The organism is Paenibacillus sp. S-38, from assembly GCF_049942825.1.
Classification (GTDB): Bacteria; Bacillota; Bacilli; order Paenibacillales; family NBRC-103111; genus Paenibacillus_G.
The window spans coordinates 5,595,915-5,613,686 of record NZ_CP187970.1; the positions used below are offsets into that span (position 1 = coordinate 5,595,915).

A 17,772-nucleotide genomic window follows, 5' to 3' on the forward strand; every position below is an offset into this window, starting at 1 on the left:
CCCTATCATGGTGCACATACAGTATTTGTCAGGACACTTCCTGCAATTCACCGTCGATGTTAGGCTCCAGCGGTGAGGCGACAAGGCCGATTGATCCGCCCTTCTCACACCCCAAAGCCAACCTATATTATACCATATTTCCAGCGGCTATGCCCGTTTGCGCAGCCGGGCGATATAGAAGCCGTCGGAGCCATAGTCATACGGCATGATCTGCACCGATGCCTCCCCGGCCGCTTCCGATTCCTTGCCCTCCGGCCGCGCAGCGGCTGGAGGGGCGTCCGGCGCGAACTCCGGGTGACGTGCGAGGAAGGCGCGGACCGCCTCCCCGTTCTCCGCCGGCTCCACCGTACAGGTGCTGTAGACAAGCACGCCGCCGGGCTTCAGCAGCCCGTGCACCGCTTCCAGCAGCTCCTGCTGGATGGAGCAGATCTCGCCGAGCTCCGCCTCCGTCTTCGTCCACTTCATGTCGGGCTTGCGGCGGATGACGCCGAGACCCGAGCATGGCGCGTCGAGCAGAATGCGGTCGAAGCTCTCCGGCGCATAATGCTCCGGCAGCCGCCGCGCATCGGCGGTGAGCGTCGTGATGCTCTCATGCCCAAGACGCTCGGCCTGCTCGCGGATCAGCCCGTGCTTGTGCTCATGCACGTCGCACGCCACAATCTCGCCGCGCCCCTGCATCTTCTCAGCCAGGTGCGTCGTCTTGCCCCCCGGCGCGGCGCAGCAGTCGAGCACCCGCTCGCCCGGCTGCGGGTCCACCCATTCCGCGACGAGCATGGAGCTCTCGTCCTGGATCGAATACAGCCCCTCCGCATAGTCCTGCGTCAGGGCCATGTTGCCGCCGCCGCGTACGATGACGCCCGCGGGGGCCAGTGGGGAAGGCTCGGCTTCGAACCCCTCCCCGCGCAGCCGTTCGACCAGCGCCTCACGGGAGAGCTTCCGCGTGTTCGCCCGAAGGCTGACCCGTGGTGGTTCATTATTCGCCTCGCAGAGCCGCTCCGCCCCCGTTTCGCCGAACTGGGCGATCCAGCGGCGCACGAGCCACTCGGGGTGCGACGCCGATAGAGCGATGCGCTTCGGGGCGGGAAGCCCCTCCGGCAGCACCAGCTCCGCCCGGCGCCGCAGCACATTCCGCAGCACGCCGTTGACCATGCCGGAGATCCCCTGATGCCCTCGGCGGCGGGCAATGCCTACCGCTTCGTTCGTAACGGCATGATCCGGGATGCGGTCCAAGTAGTAGAGCTGATAGAAGCTCAGGCGCAGCAGGCTGCGGACCCAAGGCTCCAGCTTGGACAGCCCCTTGCTGACAAAGCCTTCAAGGAAATAATCGATCGTGTTCAGCCGCTGCAGCGTACCGTACACGATCTCGGTCGCCAGCCCTGCGTCGGGCCGGGACAGCTTGTACTTCTGCAGCGTCTGGTGCAGCAGCAGGTTGCTGTAGCTTCGGTCCTGCTCGATGCGCACAAGCACATCGAGCGCCGCTTCCCGCGGCGAGCCCGCTCTCGCACCTGCATTCCGGGCACCGCCGCTGCGCTTCGCACCGGCCGGAGCCGCTCCGCTGCGGCCAGTGTCTGCACCGGATGCTGCGCACGTCTCCGCCGAGTTCACGACGGCGGCCTGTCTAGCTGAACCCGCACGCGGGCCGCCTGTCCATGCGCTGCGGCCCGGAGGCTTGGCTCCGCCCTGCGGCGGACGCTGTCCTGCTGCACCGCTGCGCCCTACCGTACTGCCGCGGCCCCGGCTTTTGTTGTCGTCGCTCATGATCTCATCCGCCCCCTAGCTTCCCAGTACCGAGCCGCGCTGCAGCTGTCCGCCCCGCGCCAGCACAGCGGCATCCATCGCCTTCTTGCCCGCCGGCTGCACCTCGGTCAGCCGAAGCACGCCCGAGCCGGCAGCCACGGCGATGCCGCGTTCTCCCGCTTCCAGCACCGTGCCGGGCACGGTGCCCTGCGGCGCCTGCTCCCCGGCACCCGGCTTCGCACACTGCCATACCTTCAAAACCTCGCCGTTCCACAGGGTGAACGCGCCGGGCCGGGGATGCAGCGCGCGGACGAGCTGCCAGATCTCCACAGCGGAGCGCGACCAGTCGATACGCTCCTGCTCGCGGGTGATATTCGGCGAATAGACCGCCTCCGCATCGTTCTGCGGCACGGCCTGCACGCGCCCGGCCAGCAGGTCCGGCAGCGTATCCTGCAGCAGCTTGGCCCCCGCCGCGCTGAGCTTGTCGAACATCGAGCCGGTCGTATCCGCGTCCCCGATCGGCACCTCGATCTTCGAGATCATGTCGCCGGTATCCAGCCCTTCAGCCATGTACATGATGGTGACCCCAGTGACCGGGTCGCCGTTCATGACGGCATAGTGAATCGGAGCGCCGCCCCGGTACCTCGGCAGGAGCGACGCATGAATATTGATGCAGCCGAGCCTCGGCAGATCCAGCACCGATTTGGGCAGAATCTGCCCGTAAGCCGCGGTCACAATGAGATCCGGCGCCAGCGCGCGGAGCGCCTCCACCGACTCGGGACGGCGCAGGCGCTCCGGCTGAAGCACCGGCAGCCCATGCTGCTCGGCCTCCACCTTGACCGGCGTCGGGGTCAGCACCCGCTTGCGACCGACCGGGCGGTCCGGCTGCGTGACGACGCCGACCACTTCGATGCCTTCGTACGAGAGCAAAGTGCGGAGGGGAAGCACGGCAAACTCCGGCGTGCCCATGAAAACAATCCTCATGCCTCGTCACGTTCCTTCGACGGCTCATTGCGGTAGACGCTCTCCGCCAGGTCCGTGTAGAGCACGCCGTTCAGGTGGTCCACTTCGTGCTGGATGCAGCGGGAGAGCAGCTCCGTGCCTTCGATCACGATTTCTTCCCCGTGACGGTTCAGGCCCTTCACTTTGACCCGTTCGTAGCGCTTGACATCCCCGCTGAAGCCCGGAATGCTCAGGCAGCCCTCCGGCCCGAGCATCTCGCCTTCCTTCTCGATGATCTCCGGATTGATCAGCTCGATCAGCCCGCCCTGCTCTTCGCCGCAGTCCATCACGATGACGCGCTTCAGAATCCCGATCTGGGGCGCAGCGAGACCGACGCCTTCCGCATCGTACATCGTATCCGCCATATCGTCGAGCAGTTTGATAATATTAGGAGTAATCTTCGGGACCGGCTTGCATACCTCCCGGAGTACCGGATCAGGGTCCTTTACGATCATGCGAATTGCCATTGTCATCCACCATCCTTTAGATTTGAAACACAAGCGTCCCAGAGAGACACTGATTCCCCTTAAGGCCGCGCCAAAAGGGGCTATCCCTTGCACATCTATATATATGCCGCTTCCGGCATCATTACATCAGCAGCTGGGGATCCACATCGATCGACACCGTCAGCTTCTGCGTCTTCACGGCGTCCTCCAGTACGGAGGCCGCCTGTTCCACAATCTGGGCGATGTCCTGATCTCCCCGATATTTTATCATGCATTGGAACCGATATCTATCCTTGATCCGCGAGATCGGAGACGCTACAGGGCCGAGCACCTCCAGCTCCACGCCCTGGTTCCGGCGGTCCTCCGCCAGCTCCCCCAGCCGGGCTGCCAGCACCTCGCCCGAGCGGATCAGCAGCTGCACCTGTTCGTGGGACAGCGTGATGAGCACGAGCCGGTGGAACGGCGGATAATTATGGAGCCGGCGCATCATCATCTCTTTGCGCATGAAGCCCATATAATCGTGGCGGCTTGCGGAGACGATGCTGTAGTGCTCCGGCGTATAGGTCTGCACGAACACCTCGCCCGGCAGCTGATGCCGCCCGGCCCGTCCGGCCACCTGGGTCAGCAGCTGGAACGTCCGTTCCGCCGCCCGGAAGTCCGGCAGGTTCAGCACGGAATCCGCAGCGAGCGCGCCGACGAGGGTCACGTAAGGGAAGTCGAGCCCCTTTGCGACCATTTGGGTGCCGAGAAGCACATCCGCCTGCCGGCTGCCGAACATCGTCAGCCATTTCTCGTGCGAGCCCTTCTCCGTCGTCGTGTCCACATCCATCCGGATAACCCGGATGCCGGGGAACAGCTTTGCCAGCTCCTCCTCGACCCGCTGGGTTCCGGTGCCGAAGTGGCGGATGTGCTCGCTTCCGCAGTCGGGACACAGCGACAGCTCCCGCTCGGCATACCCGCAGTAGTGGCAGCGGATCGCCCTTGAACTCTGGTGGTACGTCAGCGAGATATCGCAGTGCGGGCAGTCGGCGACATAGCCGCAGGTGCGGCACATCACGAACGTTGCATACCCCCGGCGGTTCAGCAGCAAAACGATCTGTTCTTTCTTGTGTAACCGTTCTTCGATCGCTTTATACAGATCGCGGCTGAACATAGAGCGGTTGCCGTTCTTGAGCTCCTCCCGCATGTCGATAATTCTCACCGGAGGCAGCGGCCGGCCTTCTACCCGGCTCGGCATCGACAGCAGCTCGAACGCGGGGCGCTCCGGTGTGGCCGCCATCGCCGCTTCGGCCGACGTGCGGTACATGCTCTCGAGTGACGGCGTGGCCGAGCCGAGAATGACGGAAGCCCCGTGCTCCGCCGCCCGGGCGATCGCTACGTCCCTGGCATGATACTTGGGACTCTCTTCCTGCTTGTACGTCGTTTCGTGCTCTTCATCTATAATGATAAGTCCAATCTTGGTAAAAGGGGCAAAAATCGCCGACCTCGCGCCAATCACCACGCTGACCTCCCGGCGCGCGATCTTGCGCCACTCGTCATAGCGTTCTCCGTGCGACAGCCGGCTGTGCAGCACCGCCACCCGGTTGCCGAAGCGCCCTTTGAAGCGTTCGACCATCTGGGGCGTCAGCGCAATCTCGGGCACGAGCACGATGGCCTCGCGCCCTTGATCCAGACAGGTCTGGATCGACTGCAGGTACACCTCGGTCTTGCCGCTGCCGGTGACCCCGTGAAGCAGGAACACCCGCTGCCGCTGGGACAGCACCGCATCCCGGATGCGCCCGAACACGCCGGCCTGCTCCGGCGTCAGCGGGAGGGGCGAGGTCGGCTTGAAGGTGCGGGAGGCATATGGATCCCTCTGGACCTCGACCTCCTCAATCCGCAGCCAGCCCCGGTCCGCCAGCGCCTTTACGCTGCCCGCCGACAGGTTCAGCTCCGAGAGCAGGTCCGTCAGCTTGATCGGCTCCGGCTGCCGGATGAAATGCTCGAGCACCTCGCGCTGCTTCGCCGCCTTTGCCGGCAGCTCTCCAAGCCAGGCTTCAAGCTGCGACGGATCCTCCGGAGCAAAGACAGTCAGGGCCTTCTTGGCGGTCATCCGGTCCTTGACCATCTGAATCTCGACCAAAAAGCCCTCGTCAAGCAGCCCCTTCACCAGCCCTGCATCGTCCGCGAACTTGACCATCAAGGACTGAAGCTCCACGGTCTCCTGCCGCCGGACGTAGGCCAGAATCTCTTCCTGCCCGGGGAGAAGAAGAGGCAGCAGGCCGGTGGCCCCCGGCTCCGCCGCCTTCACGTGCCGCTCATACTTGGCTTTGAGCGCGCCCGGAATCATCGCCTGCAGCGCTGTAACTTCATGGCACAGGTAAGTGCGCGAGATCCAGCCCGCGAGCTTCACAAGCTCCGCCGTCAGCGGAGGCTGCAGGTCCATCGCCGTCTTGATCGGCTTGACCTTCGACGGATCGAGCTCCGTGCCCGGGTGCAGCTCGACCACGAACCCCTGCACGGTCCGGGGCCCAAAGGGCACGCCGACCCGGGAGCCGACCGCCACGAGCTCCCTCATATGCTCCGGGATGCTGTAATCAAAGGCCCGGTTGGTCGGCCGGGCCGGAACATCAACGATCACTTTCGCGTACATGCTTCGGTTCATTCCCCCTTCGGAAGGCGCTCCGCGATCAGGGCCAGCAGCCGTGCTGCCACGTCCTGCTTGGACAGCATCGGCAGCGCTTCGACGAGCCCCGCCGCATCATAGATGCGGACGAGGTTCGTGTCCGTGCCGAAGCCGGCCCCCTCCACCGTCACATCATTGGCGACGAGCAGGTCGGAACGCTTGCGCTTCAGCTTGTCCGTCGCGTTCGCCTCCACATTCTGCGTTTCGGCGGCGAAACCGACGATGAACTGAGTCGTTTTGCGCTCCCCGAGCTCCGCCAAAATATCCGGATTCTTGACGAGCTGCAGGGTCATCTCGTCGGACTTCTTCTTGATCTTCTGCTGCGCCGCCTCGGCCGGCCGGTAGTCGGCGACCGCAGCGGCCTTGATAATGATATCCTGCTGCTCCATCCGGGACAGCACGGCCTCTCTCATGTCGAGCGCGGATTCGACGCGTACGACCTCCACGCCGGCAGGAGCCGGAACCGACGCCTTCCCGGTCACCAGGGTCACCCGGGCGCCCATCCGCCTTGCCTCATCCGCAATGGCGTAGCCCATCTTCCCGGAGGAATCGTTGGTGAGATAGCGGACCGGGTCGATCCGCTCCACGGTGCCTCCGGCCGTTACGAGCAGGCGGCGGCCCTTCAGCAGCCCCTCTTCGGCGAAGTAGCGGTGAAGCACGGACGCAATCTCTTCAGGCTCCGCCAATCTGCCCTTACCCACGTAGCCGCAGGCGAGCTGACCGACGCCCGGCTCGATGAAGCGCACGCCCCGGCCCGCCAGCGACTGCAGATTGGCCTGGACCGCCGGATGCGCGTACATATGCACGTTCATTGCCGGTGCAACGAACACCGGCGCCTCGGTGGCAAGCAGCGTGGTGCTCAGCATATCGTCCGCCAACCCGAGCGCCATTTTGCCGATGAGATTCGCCGTAGCCGGGGCGACCACCACCGCATCGGCCGAGTCCGCCAGGTCGATATGCATGATGACCGACGGGTCCTTCTCGTCGAACGTGTCGACCGCCACCTCATGGCGAGAGAGCGCCTGGAAGGTCAGAGGCGCAACGAATTTGACTGCGGACTCCGTCATGATCACCCTGACCTTCGCGCCCGCCTGCGTCAGCCTGCTGCAGAGCGCCGCCGCCTTATAAGCGGCAATGCCTCCGCATACGCCCAGCACGATCGTTTTTCCTTGGAGCATCGGACTCCCTCCCCGTCCCATCAGTTGTTGTGCCCTGCCGGCCTCACACTACCTGTCCTGCCGAGCAGCAGGGCACGGCGTGCCGACAAACCGCTTCAGGCAGCCGCATTCTCAAACGTATGTTCGGTTCTAATAAACAGCGGCACCGCCCTCATCGGACGGTGCGCACGCTGCTGCTTTTCTGCGGTTCCAGGAACTGCTCCATAAGCCCGGGCCGGCACACGGTGTCTTGAAGATCAACGCCTTCGCCCTCCATGGAGGGCGGATGCACATTGATTGGCTTACTGAGAACAAAACCCCATTCCCGCCTGCGGTGATGCTTACGGTCATCTCAAAAAAATAACAACCCGAGGGTTGTTGTTTTTTTATTTCAGGGATTCTTTGGCCGGCAGCTTCTCGTAGGACACGTGGTCCTCATAAATCTCTTCGAGCGCGAGGCCCACCTGCTTATGCGAACGCTTCTGGCGCACCTCGGTCTTAGCGCCGTCACGCAGTGCACGGGCACGCTTGGAAGCGGCCACCACCAGAGAGTACTTGCTGTCGACTTTGTCGAGCAGCTTATCGATAGAAGGATACAGCATTATTTTCTCACCTCCGCCATCCAATGCTCAATCTTGGCCATCATCCGGTCCTTGCGGCAGTGCTCGGCCGTCAGAATACTCCGGATCCGCGAACAGGCCGAATCGACTTGATCGTTCACAATGGCGTAATCGTAATGCTCCATCATGGCAATCTCGTCCACTGCAACGGACATCCGGCTGCGGATGACATCCTCGGGTTCTGTGCCCCGTCCGACAATCCGGCTCTCCAGTTCGGTCAGCGACGGCGGCAGCAGGAACAGGAATACCCCTTCCGGGAACTTCTGCTTGACCTTTAGCGCGCCTTGCACCTCGATCTCGAGAATGATGTCCTTGCCGCTGTTCAGCGTGTCTTCCACGAATTTGCGCGGAGTACCATAGTAATTACCCACATATTCGGCCCACTCCAACATCTGGTCCTGCTCGATGAGCTGCTGGAATTGTTCCCTGGTCTTGAAAAAATAATTCACCCCGTCGACTTCACCTTCGCGCGGGCTGCGCGTCGTTGCCGAAACGGAATAAACGATATCGGGAGCGCACTCCCGAAGCGCTTTGCAAACCGTTCCCTTGCCCACGCCCGAAGGACCCGAGAGCACAATCAAAATCCCTTTGTCCACCGGGGTATCGCTGTAATTACTCGTCATGATCATCGTCCTTGTTGGAAAGTCGATGCGCGACCGTCTCCGGCTGTACCGCGGACAGGATCACATGGTCGCTGTCCGTGATGATGACGGCACGGGTGCGGCGCCCGTACGTCGCATCGATCAGCATATGGCGGTCGCGCGCTTCTTGGATAATCCGTTTAATCGGCGCCGATTCCGGGCTCACGATGGATATGATTCGATTCGCGGATACGATGTTCCCGAAACCGATGTTGATTAATTTGATCGCCATAGGTATCCCCCTGAACTTTCTTCTGCTTTTTCCGGCTATCCGGCAGCCGCGCACCCCGTACCGGGCCGCCCGGCTCCGCCGCATGTTTTCCAGGCTTCACCTGCACTACGTAAGTACCCGGGCTCCGGTTTCACCCCGGCAGCACCTCGCGGCGTCTCTTCTCTTCAGCCCGTCGCCTGGTCACAGCAAGCCCGTCCGCCAGCCTGAATCCTAAGCACAAAGAAAGATGTTAACTAGCTGCTGGTCATTTACTCGATGTTCTGGATCTGTTCACGCAGCTTCTCGAGCTCCGACTTCATCTCCACCACAAGGGCGGAGAGCCGGGCGTCGTTGGCCTTGGAGCCGATCGTGTTGACTTCCCTGTTCATCTCCTGAACGAGAAAATCAAGCCGTCTTCCCTGGGGTTCCCCCAGGAGGAGCAGCTCCCGGAACTGGGCCGCATGGCTGAGCAGGCGGGCCAGCTCCTCGTCGATGGAGGCCCGATCCGCGAACAAGGCCACTTCCATCGCCAGCCGGCTCTCGTCGGGAGGCTGGTGGAGCAGCTCGCCGATCCTCGCCTTGAGCTTCTCCGCATAGTCGCGGACGACCAGCGGAGCCAGCTCCGCCGCCGCGCTGCGGTGCTTCTCCAGCACGGCGATGCGCTGCTCCAGCTCCTGCTGCAAATACGCCCCTTCGCGCCTTCTCATGACGCATAGGGCGGCAGCGGCTTCTTCGGCGCAGGCCGTCAGCGCCGCCTCGATCCCTTCCTCATCCTCCGGCATGCCGCTGCCGTAGGTGAGAAGGCCGGGAACCGCGATCAGATCGCGGAGCGTCAGCGGATCCTGCAGCGCGAATCGCTCGCGCAGCTCCTCCGCCGCCTGGCGGTAGCCCAGCGCCAGATTCCAATCGATATGTACATTCTGCGGGGTGCCGCCCGCCCGCTCTACCGTAACGTAGGCGTCGACGCGCCCCCGCTTCACATGCTGGCCGATCGCCGCTTTCACGGCGTTCTCGTAACGTGCGAATTCTTTGGGCATCCGGATGACGATCTCGCAGTAGCGGTGGTTGACGCTCTTGAGATCGATCCCGATCTGATAACCGGCCATGGTGCGTTCGGCTTGTCCGAAGCCGGTCATACTGGTAACCATGGCGCTCACATCCATTACCTTATTCTAATTCATTTTGGAAGTGGGGACAAGTGCCTTCTCCCCGCCTTCTCCCATACGTACTCCGTCAGCTGCACGGTCATTTCGTAAGCGAGGAACGGCGTCATCAGATAGATGCCGTTGAAGCGGCGCATCGCCGCATCGAGCAGCTCCCTGCCGATCTGCACGCCCATCGCACGCCCTTCCTCCCCGCGCAGGCCGCTCATCCGCTGCCTCACGTCGTCCGAGAGCTGAATGCCCGGCACCTCGTTATGCAGGTACTCGGCATTGTTCCCGGAGGCGAGCGGCATAATGCCGATGAAGATCGGCACGCTGAGATGCTTCGTCGCTTCGTAGACCTGCTCGATCAGCTCCGCGTTGTACACCGGCTGGGTCATGATATAGTCCGCCCCGGCCTCCACCTTACGCTCCAGCCGCTGAACGGCTTTGTCCAGATACTTGACGTTCGGGTTGAACGCCGCGCCGACGATGAAGTTCGCCTGCTTCTTCAGCGGCTTGCCGGAGAAGGCGATGCCTTCGTTGAGCTGCTTGATCATCCGGATGATCTCAAACGAAGTGAGATCGTACACGGAGCTCGAGCCCGGCAGGTCGCCAAAGCGTGCCGGATCGCCGGTGACGGCGAGCACATGGTCGATGCCTAGGGCATGCAGACCCATCATGTGCGACTGCGTGCCGATCAAGTTGCGGTCCCGGCACGCGATGTGGATGAGCGGCCGGATGCCCGTGCGCTCCTTCACGATGCTGCCGAGGGCCAGATTGCTCATCCGCGTAACCGCGAGCGAATTGTCCGCCATCGTCAGCGCATCTACGCCGGCTTTCTTGAGCGCCTCGGTGCCTTCCATGAACTTGCCGATATCAAGGTCCTTCGGCGGGTCGAGCTCAACGATCACCGTATGCCGCTGCCGGACCAGGTCGACGATGGACGGCACTGCCGGAACCGCCGCTCCCGCATCCGCAGGCGCCCGCTCGGCCACCTGGGCGGCCGGCGCCGCTGCGGCCCGCTTCGCCGCCTCCGGATCGGGCACATAGCCTGCGAGCGCTCCTGCCACGGCGGCGATATGCTCCGGCGTCGTGCCGCAGCAGCCGCCGATGATGCGGGTGCCGAGATCGGCGAAGCGCCGTGCCGTCTCGCCGAAATACTGCGGCGTAGCCGGGAACGAATACCGTCCGTCGACATAGTCGGCCAGGCCTGCGTTCGGGAAGACGGAGTACGGCGGGTGCTCCGCTTCCGCAGACGCCGCCCCTTCAAGCGAACGCAGCAGACCATTCGGACCGCTGCGGCAGTTGAGGCCGACCACGTCGGCTCCGGCGTCGAGCAGCTTCGCGAACGCCTCCTTCAGCGGCACGCCGTCCTGCGTTACGCCCGCCCCTTCCGTGGCAAACTGGCAGATGACCGGCAGATCGCTGATCCGCCGCACTTCCTTCAGGGCGATGAGCATTTCGTCCAGGTCCAGGAACGACTCCAGCAGCAGGCCGTCCACCGGCGTATCGTAGAGGATGGAGATCTGCTCCCGCAGATCTTCCTTAACCTTGTTCGTCCTGACGTTCTTGCGCTTGCCCGCCCGGATCGACCCGACGGCGCCGACGACGTAAGCGTCCTCACCCACGGCCCGGCGCGCCAGCTCCACGCCCGCACGGTTGATCGCCTCGACTTCGCCTTCAAGGCCGAACTTCGACAGCTTCTCCCGGTTCGCCGAGAACGTATTCGTCTCGATCAGCCTGGCCCCCGCTTCATAGTACCGGCGGTGAACGTCCATGATGACGTCGGGCCTCAGCAGATTCAATTCTTCATATGATATGCCGATGGGAAATCCCATCTGGTACAGGTAAGTCCCCATGGCTCCGTCCCCGACCAGTACCTGGCTGCGGAGCGCCTCTCTAAGTCCCGGCTTCATACGCGGCAGCCCCCTTCTCTCCATGATGAACCATATCTCTTGTCTTCAAACCGTCCTAGAAGCTTCCTTCAAAAACAAATTCGGCCGGACCGGTCATATACACGCGGTTGTCTTCCTCATTCCACTCGATGAACAGGTCGCCGCCCTTCAGCGATACCGCCGCTTCGCGGTCGAGCGCGCCGGTGAGCACCCCGGCGACCAGCGTCGCGCAGGCCCCTGTGCCGCAGGCCAGCGTCGGCCCCGCCCCGCGCTCCCATACCCGCATATCCGCGTGTCCCCGGCTGCGGACCGTCACGAACTCCACGTTCGTCTTCCGCGGAAAGAATGCATGGGTCTCGAGCTTCGGCCCCCAGGTGTAGAGATCCTCCCTAGGCGCATCATCCACGAAGATGACGCAGTGCGGGTTGCCCATGGACACCGCAGTGAAGCGAAGCTCGCGTCCGTTGACCGCCACAGGATATTCCACCACCGTCTCTGCGTCGATCGTCGTCGGGACCGCCAGGCCGCCGAGCACCGGCTCCCCCATATCCACACGGACGGCGGTGACCCGGCCTTCCTCGAACGTCAGCACGACAGGCTGGACGCCGGCCCCGATCGTTTCGATGGTAAGATGGGCTCTGCCGTGCTCGACCAGCCCCTTGTCATGAATATATTTGGCCGCGCACCGGATGGCGTTCCCGCACTGCTCCGCCTCCGTGCCGTCGGAATTGATGATGCGCATCGTATAGTCCGCCCGCTCGGACGGAAGCACAAAGACCAGTCCGTCCGCCCCGATCCCGAAGTGGCGGTCGCACAGACGGAGCGCCAGCGCCCCCGCGTCCTCCGGTAGACGGTCATGGCCGTGGAAGACAATAAAATCATTGCCGAGGCCCTGCATTTTCGTAAAATTCGTCGTTTTCATCGAGAGAACTCCCGTTTTTCGCATTTTATCCCATACTATAACGCACTTTGGCAGGGATGCATAGCGTTTTCCGCCAAATTTTAAAGGAAACGGGCTCAAAATGCAAACAAGGCCGAACCTCATCCGAGATCCGGCCTGCGAGTATTTAAGTGGGTAGAGTAACGGACAAACGGCTCAAGCCCTTCGCTTGATTACCGCACAACCGGTTTGACCCCTTTGGAGCCCGGACCATAGACGGCGGGCTTGCGTTTCGCGGGCTTGCTCATCAGGGAGCCGAAGCCCATGAGGAAGGTCGGGATCCCGGCGAAGCCGAGCACGAGAATCCAGTCCGCAAGACCCAGCGGCACGGTTTTGAAAATCGGCTGAAGCTGCTCCACGTACAGCACGGGGAACATCAGCAGCAGCGAGGAGACTACCGCCAGGACAAGCCAGACGTTCTGCAGCGGGTTGCGGTGGAAGATCGAGCGTGAGCTGCGGCAGTCGAAGACGTGGATCAGCTGCGCCATGACAAGCGTGACGAAGGCGACCGTCTGGGCCTTGACGAGCGCGTCGGCGCTGTCCCCGCCCTGCTTCAGCGCAATGTAGAATGCAGCCAGGGTGCAGACGCCGATCAGGATGCCGCGCGAGATGATCTTCCAGCCGAGCCGGCGGGCGAAGATGTTCTCCTTGGCCGGGCGCGGCTTGTGCTGCATGAGATCCTTCTCGGCCTGGTCGACCCCAAGCGCCATGGCCGGCAGGCCGTCGGTGACCAGGTTGACCCAGAGAATCTGGATCGGGATGAGCGGCAGCGGCAGACCGGCCATCATCGCCAGGAACATCGTCATGATCTCGCCCACGTTCGAAGCGAGCAGGTAGCGGATGAACTTGCGGATGTTCTCGTAGATCCCCCGCCCTTCCTCTATGGCCGACACGATCGTCGCAAAATTGTCGTCGCTGAGCACAAGCGAGGACGCCTCCTTCGACACGTCCGTCCCGCTGATGCCCATCGCAATGCCGATATCGGCCGCCTTGATCGCCGGCGCGTCGTTGACGCCGTCCCCCGTCATTGCAACCGTATGGCCGCCGCGCTGCAGCGACTTCACGATCCGCAGCTTATGCTCCGGAGAGACGCGGGCGAACACGTACACGCCTTCGATGACCTTGTCGAGCTCCTCATCACTCATCGAGGCGAGCTGCTGGCCGTTCAAGGTGCGGCCGTCCTGCGGGAGAATGCTGAGCTGGCGGGCGATCGCTTCCGCGGTCGTCTGGTGGTCCCCCGTGATCATCACCGTCTTGATTCCTGCGCGCCGGCATTTGAGAATCGCCTCGCGGACCTCACGGCGCGGCGGATCGATCATCCCGGTAAGCCCCACGAACACCAGCTGGGCCTCCACCTCCCGCTCGTCCTCGCCCCGCTCGCCGGCCTTCAGGTCCCGGTAAGCCAGACCGAGCACCCGCAGCGCATTCTTCGCCATGCCCTCGTTGGCCGCCAGCACCTTGGACTTCAAGGTGGGCGTGAACGGGATCACCTTCTCGTCCCAGAGCACATAGGCGCACTGCTGGATGAGCAGATCCGGCGCCCCCTTGGTGCAGACCATCCGGCCTCCCTGGTGCTCCACGACCACGGACATCCGCTTGCGTTCCGAATCGAACGGCAGCTCGTGAACCCGCCGGTACAAGCCGTCGAGGGAGGCATGGGTCATCCCCGCCTTGGCACCGAGCACCACGAGCGCCCCCTCGGTCGGGTCCCCTTTGATGTTCCACTGGCTGCCGGGCTCCTCATCCTTTTTCTTCTTGCCGTCTGCCGCCCGTTCTTCCTCATACAGCTGGGCGTTATTGCAGAGCACCGACACCTGGAGCAGCCGGCGCAGCATCTGATGATTGCGCACATCAATGCCCTTGCCGTCACGCAGTATTTCGCCGCTCGGCGCGTAGCCGTCGCCCGTCACCTCCAGCACATCCCCGCCGAGCCACAGGTGGGTAACGCTCATTTTGTTCTGGGTCAGGGTGCCGGTTTTATCCGAGCAGATCACCGAAGCACACCCCAGCGTCTCCACCGAAGGCAGCTTGCGTACAATGGCCTTGCGCTGGATCATCCGCTGGACGCCGAGTGCCAGGGCGATCGTCACGATCGCCGGCAGCCCTTCCGGAATCGCCGCCACCGCGAGCGACACGCCGGCCAGGAACATGCCGTACGGCTCCTGCCCGTGCAGAATGCCTGCCGCAACTACCAGCACCGTCAGTCCCAGCGCGACGATAATCAGGATTTTGCCCAGCTGCTCCAGCCGGTGCTGCAGCGGGGTCTCCTGGGCGTCCGTCTGCTGGATGAGATCGGCGATCTTGCCCATCTCCGTCTTCATGCCCGTGCGGATGACCACGCCCTTGGCCGTGCCCCGGGTGAGCATTGTCCCCATGAAGCCGAGGTTGCGCTGGTCGCCGAGCGGAATCTCCTCCCCGAGCAGCGCCTCCGTATGCTTGGCCACCGGCACGGATTCCCCCGTAAGCGCGGATTCTTCGGCATAGGCGCCGTACGCTTCGATGAACCGGATGTCCGCCGGCACACGGTCGCCGCTCTCGAGCAGCACGATATCCCCCGGCACGAGCTCCCTTGCCGGCACCAGCTCCACCCGGCCTCCTCGCAGAACTTTGGCATTCGGCGCCGAAAGCTCCTTCAGTGCACGCAGCGACCGTTCCGCACGGAATTCCTGCACGAAGCCGAGAATGCCGTTCATAATGATAATGGCGATAATCGTGACCGCATCGAGATATTCGCCGAGCAGCCCCGAGACGAGTGTCGCACCGACAAGCACCAGCACCATGAAGTCCTTGAACTGGTTCAGAAACAGGGTGATCGGCGAAATGCCCTGCCCTTCCGCCAGCTCGTTCTTCCCGTGTTCAGCGAGCCTTCCCTGCGCCTCCTCTTCGCTCAGCCCTTGTGAGGGCTCGGTTCCCGACGCCTGAAGGATCTCCTGGACCGTCATGTGAACCCACGATTTCTGACTCATCTGCTTTATCCCTCCCAATAGGTTGTCTAGGCTAAATGTATTCAGACAAGCCGGAAAATAGCACCGGTTCGGAAGGGGGCGGGCAGGTGACGAAGGAGCATGGTTTATCGGGCACGGCTGCTGGAAACGGCGGCGCTTGGTTTGAACGGCAGCCCCTCTCCCACGCCTTATCACGAACGTCCTCGGAGGGGGAAACCGGCGCTGCCGGCCTGCCCGAAAGCGTCATTCGGAGACCGCTCTTAAAATTTCCTCAAAAATATGGCATGATAGAGAGTGGCGCAGGTTAATTTATCGCCAGGAATGGAGTTGTCCCTCATGTCATTCGACGGTCTCGTCGTCCACTGTCTCGTCCGCGAGCTTCAGAGCCTCGTAGGCGGCAGAATCAATAAAATCCAAATGCCTACCGAAAACGATATCCTTCTGCAGGTCCGCGCGCCGGGCCGCAGCGTCAAGCTTCTGCTCTCCGCCAATCCGACTTATCCCCGTGTGCATCTCACCGAAGAGAGCTTCCTGAATCCGAAGGAAGCCCCGATGTTCTGCATGCTGCTTCGCAAGCACTGCGAGGGCGGCATCATCGAGAGCATCGAGCAGCCGGGGCTCGAGCGGATCATCCACTTCGGCATCCGCCAGCGCGATGAGCTCGGGGACCTCAGTACCAAAAAAATCATCGTCGAGATCATGGGCCGCCACAGCAACATCATCCTTACCGATCCGGCAGCCGGCACGATCATCGACGGCATCCATCACGTCACGCCGGCCATCTCGTCCTACCGGATCGTCATGCCGGGGAGCTCTTATACGGCGCCGCCCGAGCAGCATAAGACCATGCCGCTCGAGGTGTCGGAGCCGCAGTTCACCGCCCTGATGACCGTGGCCGCCGAGTCGGCCGAACTGGGTGAAAGCGCCGCCCTCCGCTTCTGGGAGGGAGCGCTCGTGCAGCGCTTCAGCGGCTTCTCGCCGCTGGCGGCCCGCGAGCTCGTCCACCGGGCGGCCGGCGGGGAGACTGTCCTCGCTCCGGCCGCCGCCCCGGCCAGGCTGTGGCTGCAGTTCGCGGAGCTGATGCAGCGGCTCCGCGAAGGCGAAGCGGAGCCGGTGATCGTGGAGCAGGCCGCCTCCGGCAAGGCCTTCTTCTCTATCCTGCCGCTGACGCACATCGAAGGCGAGACCCGCCGGTATTCCGCCGTGTCCGAGCTGCTCGAGGCGTATTACAGCGACAAGGCGGAGCGCGATACGGTCAAACAGCGGGTATCCGACCTCATCCGACTGCTCACCAACGAGCGCGCCAAGAATGTGAAGAAGCTCGAGAAGCTGCAGGAGACGAGGGAGGACGCCCGCGGAGCCGACCGCTTCCGGATCCTCGGCGAGCTCCTCACCGCTTCCATGCACCTGCTCCGCAAAGGGGAGAAGAACATCGAGGTGATCAATTACTATGATGAAGACCAGAAGCCGGTCGTCATCGAGCTCGATCCCCTGCTGACCCCGTCGGAGAACGCGCAGCGCTACTTCAAGAAGTACACGAAGAGTAAGAACTCGCTGATCGCCGTAGAGGAGCAGATGAACCAGGCCCACGAGGAGATCCTCTACCTTGACACCCTGCTGCAGCAGCTTGCCACGGCCTCCCTCTCGGATATAGAAGAGATCCGGGAAGAACTGACCGAACAGGGCTATCTCCGGGCCCGCGGCCGCAGGGGAACGAAGAAAAAGGCGAACGCGAAGCCCGTGCTCGCCTGCTACACTTCTTCGGAGGGCATTCCGATCTACGTAGGCAAGAACAACACCCAGAACGAATACCTGACGAACCGGCTGGCCCATGCCGGCGACACCTGGCTGCATACCAAGGACATCCCGGGCTCCCATGTCGTCATCCGCAGCCCCGAGTTCGGCGAGAGCACGCTGCACGAAGCCGCCCAGCTGGCGGCCTATTACAGCCAGGCCAAGGAATCCAGCGGCGTACCGGTCGATTACACGCTGATCAAGCACGTCCGCAAGCCCGGCGGGGCGAAGCCGGGCTTCGTGATTTACGATCACCAGCGGACGCTGTTCGTCACGCCGGATCCGGATCGGATCAAGGCGCTGCCTGTGGCTTCCAAGTAAGGTCCGGCCCGGCTGCATCAGATTCCAGAGGCGGGGTCCCGCCCGGAGAGTGCACGGCGCCCTCAGCCTCCTATAGGCGAGAAGGCGCTGCCGCCCCTTAGGCTGAACCCACCTCGATTCCATGTACAGCAAAGAAGCGCGCGGCCCGTCCCCAGGACGGCCGCGCGCTTCTTCTTTTGTTCCCTGCCGATTCCGCCTGCAGAGCAGACGGTCTTCCATTCCGCCAGCATCCGTCTCCGATACCGGACCTCCG

13 protein-coding genes are annotated in these 17,772 nt (G+C 63.0%); 1 reads left to right on the forward strand and 12 read right to left on the reverse strand.

Annotated features, from left to right (window positions below; all coding sequences use genetic code 11):
• Positions 1–147: 147 nt before the first annotated feature.
• From rsmB to ACP26L_RS24660, 12 genes are all read right to left on the reverse strand, one after another.
• Positions 148–1,758 carry a 16S rRNA (cytosine(967)-C(5))-methyltransferase RsmB gene (rsmB, locus tag ACP26L_RS24605; RefSeq protein ID WP_426447232.1) on the reverse strand — a complete coding sequence of 537 codons (1,611 nt, stop codon included), beginning with the start codon at positions 1,756–1,758 and terminating at the stop codon, positions 148–150.
• 15 nt (positions 1,759–1,773) lie between these two features.
• Positions 1,774–2,721 (reverse strand): methionyl-tRNA formyltransferase, encoded by a 948-nt coding sequence (fmt, locus tag ACP26L_RS24610; RefSeq protein ID WP_426447234.1) that lies wholly within the window; start codon positions 2,719–2,721, stop codon positions 1,774–1,776.
• Positions 2,718–3,206 (reverse strand): peptide deformylase, encoded by a 489-nt coding sequence (gene def, locus ACP26L_RS24615; RefSeq protein ID WP_426447236.1) that lies wholly within the window; start codon positions 3,204–3,206, stop codon positions 2,718–2,720. Before def ends, fmt begins: the two co-directional genes overlap by 4 nt.
• A 121-nt stretch (positions 3,207–3,327) precedes the next feature.
• Positions 3,328–5,817 (reverse strand): primosomal protein N', encoded by a 2,490-nt coding sequence (gene priA, locus ACP26L_RS24620; protein ID WP_426455075.1) that lies wholly within the window; start codon positions 5,815–5,817, stop codon positions 3,328–3,330.
• Positions 5,818–5,825: 8 nt separating this feature from the next.
• Positions 5,826–7,028, reverse strand: a complete 1,203-nt coding sequence (gene coaBC / locus ACP26L_RS24625) for a bifunctional phosphopantothenoylcysteine decarboxylase/phosphopantothenate--cysteine ligase CoaBC (RefSeq protein WP_426447237.1) — start codon at positions 7,026–7,028, stop codon at positions 5,826–5,828.
• A gap of 365 nt (positions 7,029–7,393) precedes the next feature.
• Positions 7,394–7,609 carry a DNA-directed RNA polymerase subunit omega gene (gene rpoZ / locus ACP26L_RS24630; protein WP_013919588.1) on the reverse strand — a complete coding sequence of 72 codons (216 nt, stop codon included), beginning with the start codon at positions 7,607–7,609 and terminating at the stop codon, positions 7,394–7,396.
• The gene (gene gmk / locus ACP26L_RS24635) at positions 7,609–8,250 is read right to left on the reverse strand and encodes a guanylate kinase (protein WP_426447239.1); all 642 of its coding nucleotides are present in this window, start codon (positions 8,248–8,250) and stop codon (positions 7,609–7,611) included. The genes rpoZ and gmk overlap by 1 nt, the downstream gene beginning before the upstream one ends.
• Positions 8,240–8,500: an extracellular matrix/biofilm regulator RemA gene (gene remA / locus ACP26L_RS24640; RefSeq protein WP_009672664.1), complete on the reverse strand. Its 261-nt coding sequence runs from the start codon at positions 8,498–8,500 to the stop codon at positions 8,240–8,242. The genes gmk and remA overlap by 11 nt, the downstream gene beginning before the upstream one ends.
• 248 nt (positions 8,501–8,748) lie before the next feature.
• Positions 8,749–9,627 carry a YicC/YloC family endoribonuclease gene (locus ACP26L_RS24645; RefSeq protein WP_426447242.1) on the reverse strand — a complete coding sequence of 293 codons (879 nt, stop codon included), beginning with the start codon at positions 9,625–9,627 and terminating at the stop codon, positions 8,749–8,751.
• 29 nt (positions 9,628–9,656) lie between these two features.
• On the reverse strand, positions 9,657–11,540 hold the full coding sequence (locus ACP26L_RS24650) for a bifunctional homocysteine S-methyltransferase/methylenetetrahydrofolate reductase (protein WP_426447244.1): 1,884 nt from the start codon (positions 11,538–11,540) through the stop codon (positions 9,657–9,659).
• Positions 11,541–11,595: 55 nt separating this feature from the next.
• The gene (dapF, locus tag ACP26L_RS24655; RefSeq protein ID WP_426447246.1) at positions 11,596–12,441 is read right to left on the reverse strand and encodes a diaminopimelate epimerase; all 846 of its coding nucleotides are present in this window, start codon (positions 12,439–12,441) and stop codon (positions 11,596–11,598) included.
• Between the two features lie 191 nt (positions 12,442–12,632).
• Complete coding sequence (locus ACP26L_RS24660; protein WP_426447248.1) at positions 12,633–15,425, reverse strand: calcium-translocating P-type ATPase, SERCA-type; 2,793 nt, start codon at positions 15,423–15,425, stop codon at positions 12,633–12,635.
• Between the two features lie 315 nt (positions 15,426–15,740).
• On the opposite strand from ACP26L_RS24660, the gene ACP26L_RS24665 reads away from it, so the two are divergent.
• Positions 15,741–17,519, forward strand: a complete 1,779-nt coding sequence (locus ACP26L_RS24665; RefSeq protein ID WP_426447250.1) for an Rqc2 family fibronectin-binding protein — start codon at positions 15,741–15,743, stop codon at positions 17,517–17,519.
• Positions 17,520–17,772: the final 253 nt, after the last annotated feature.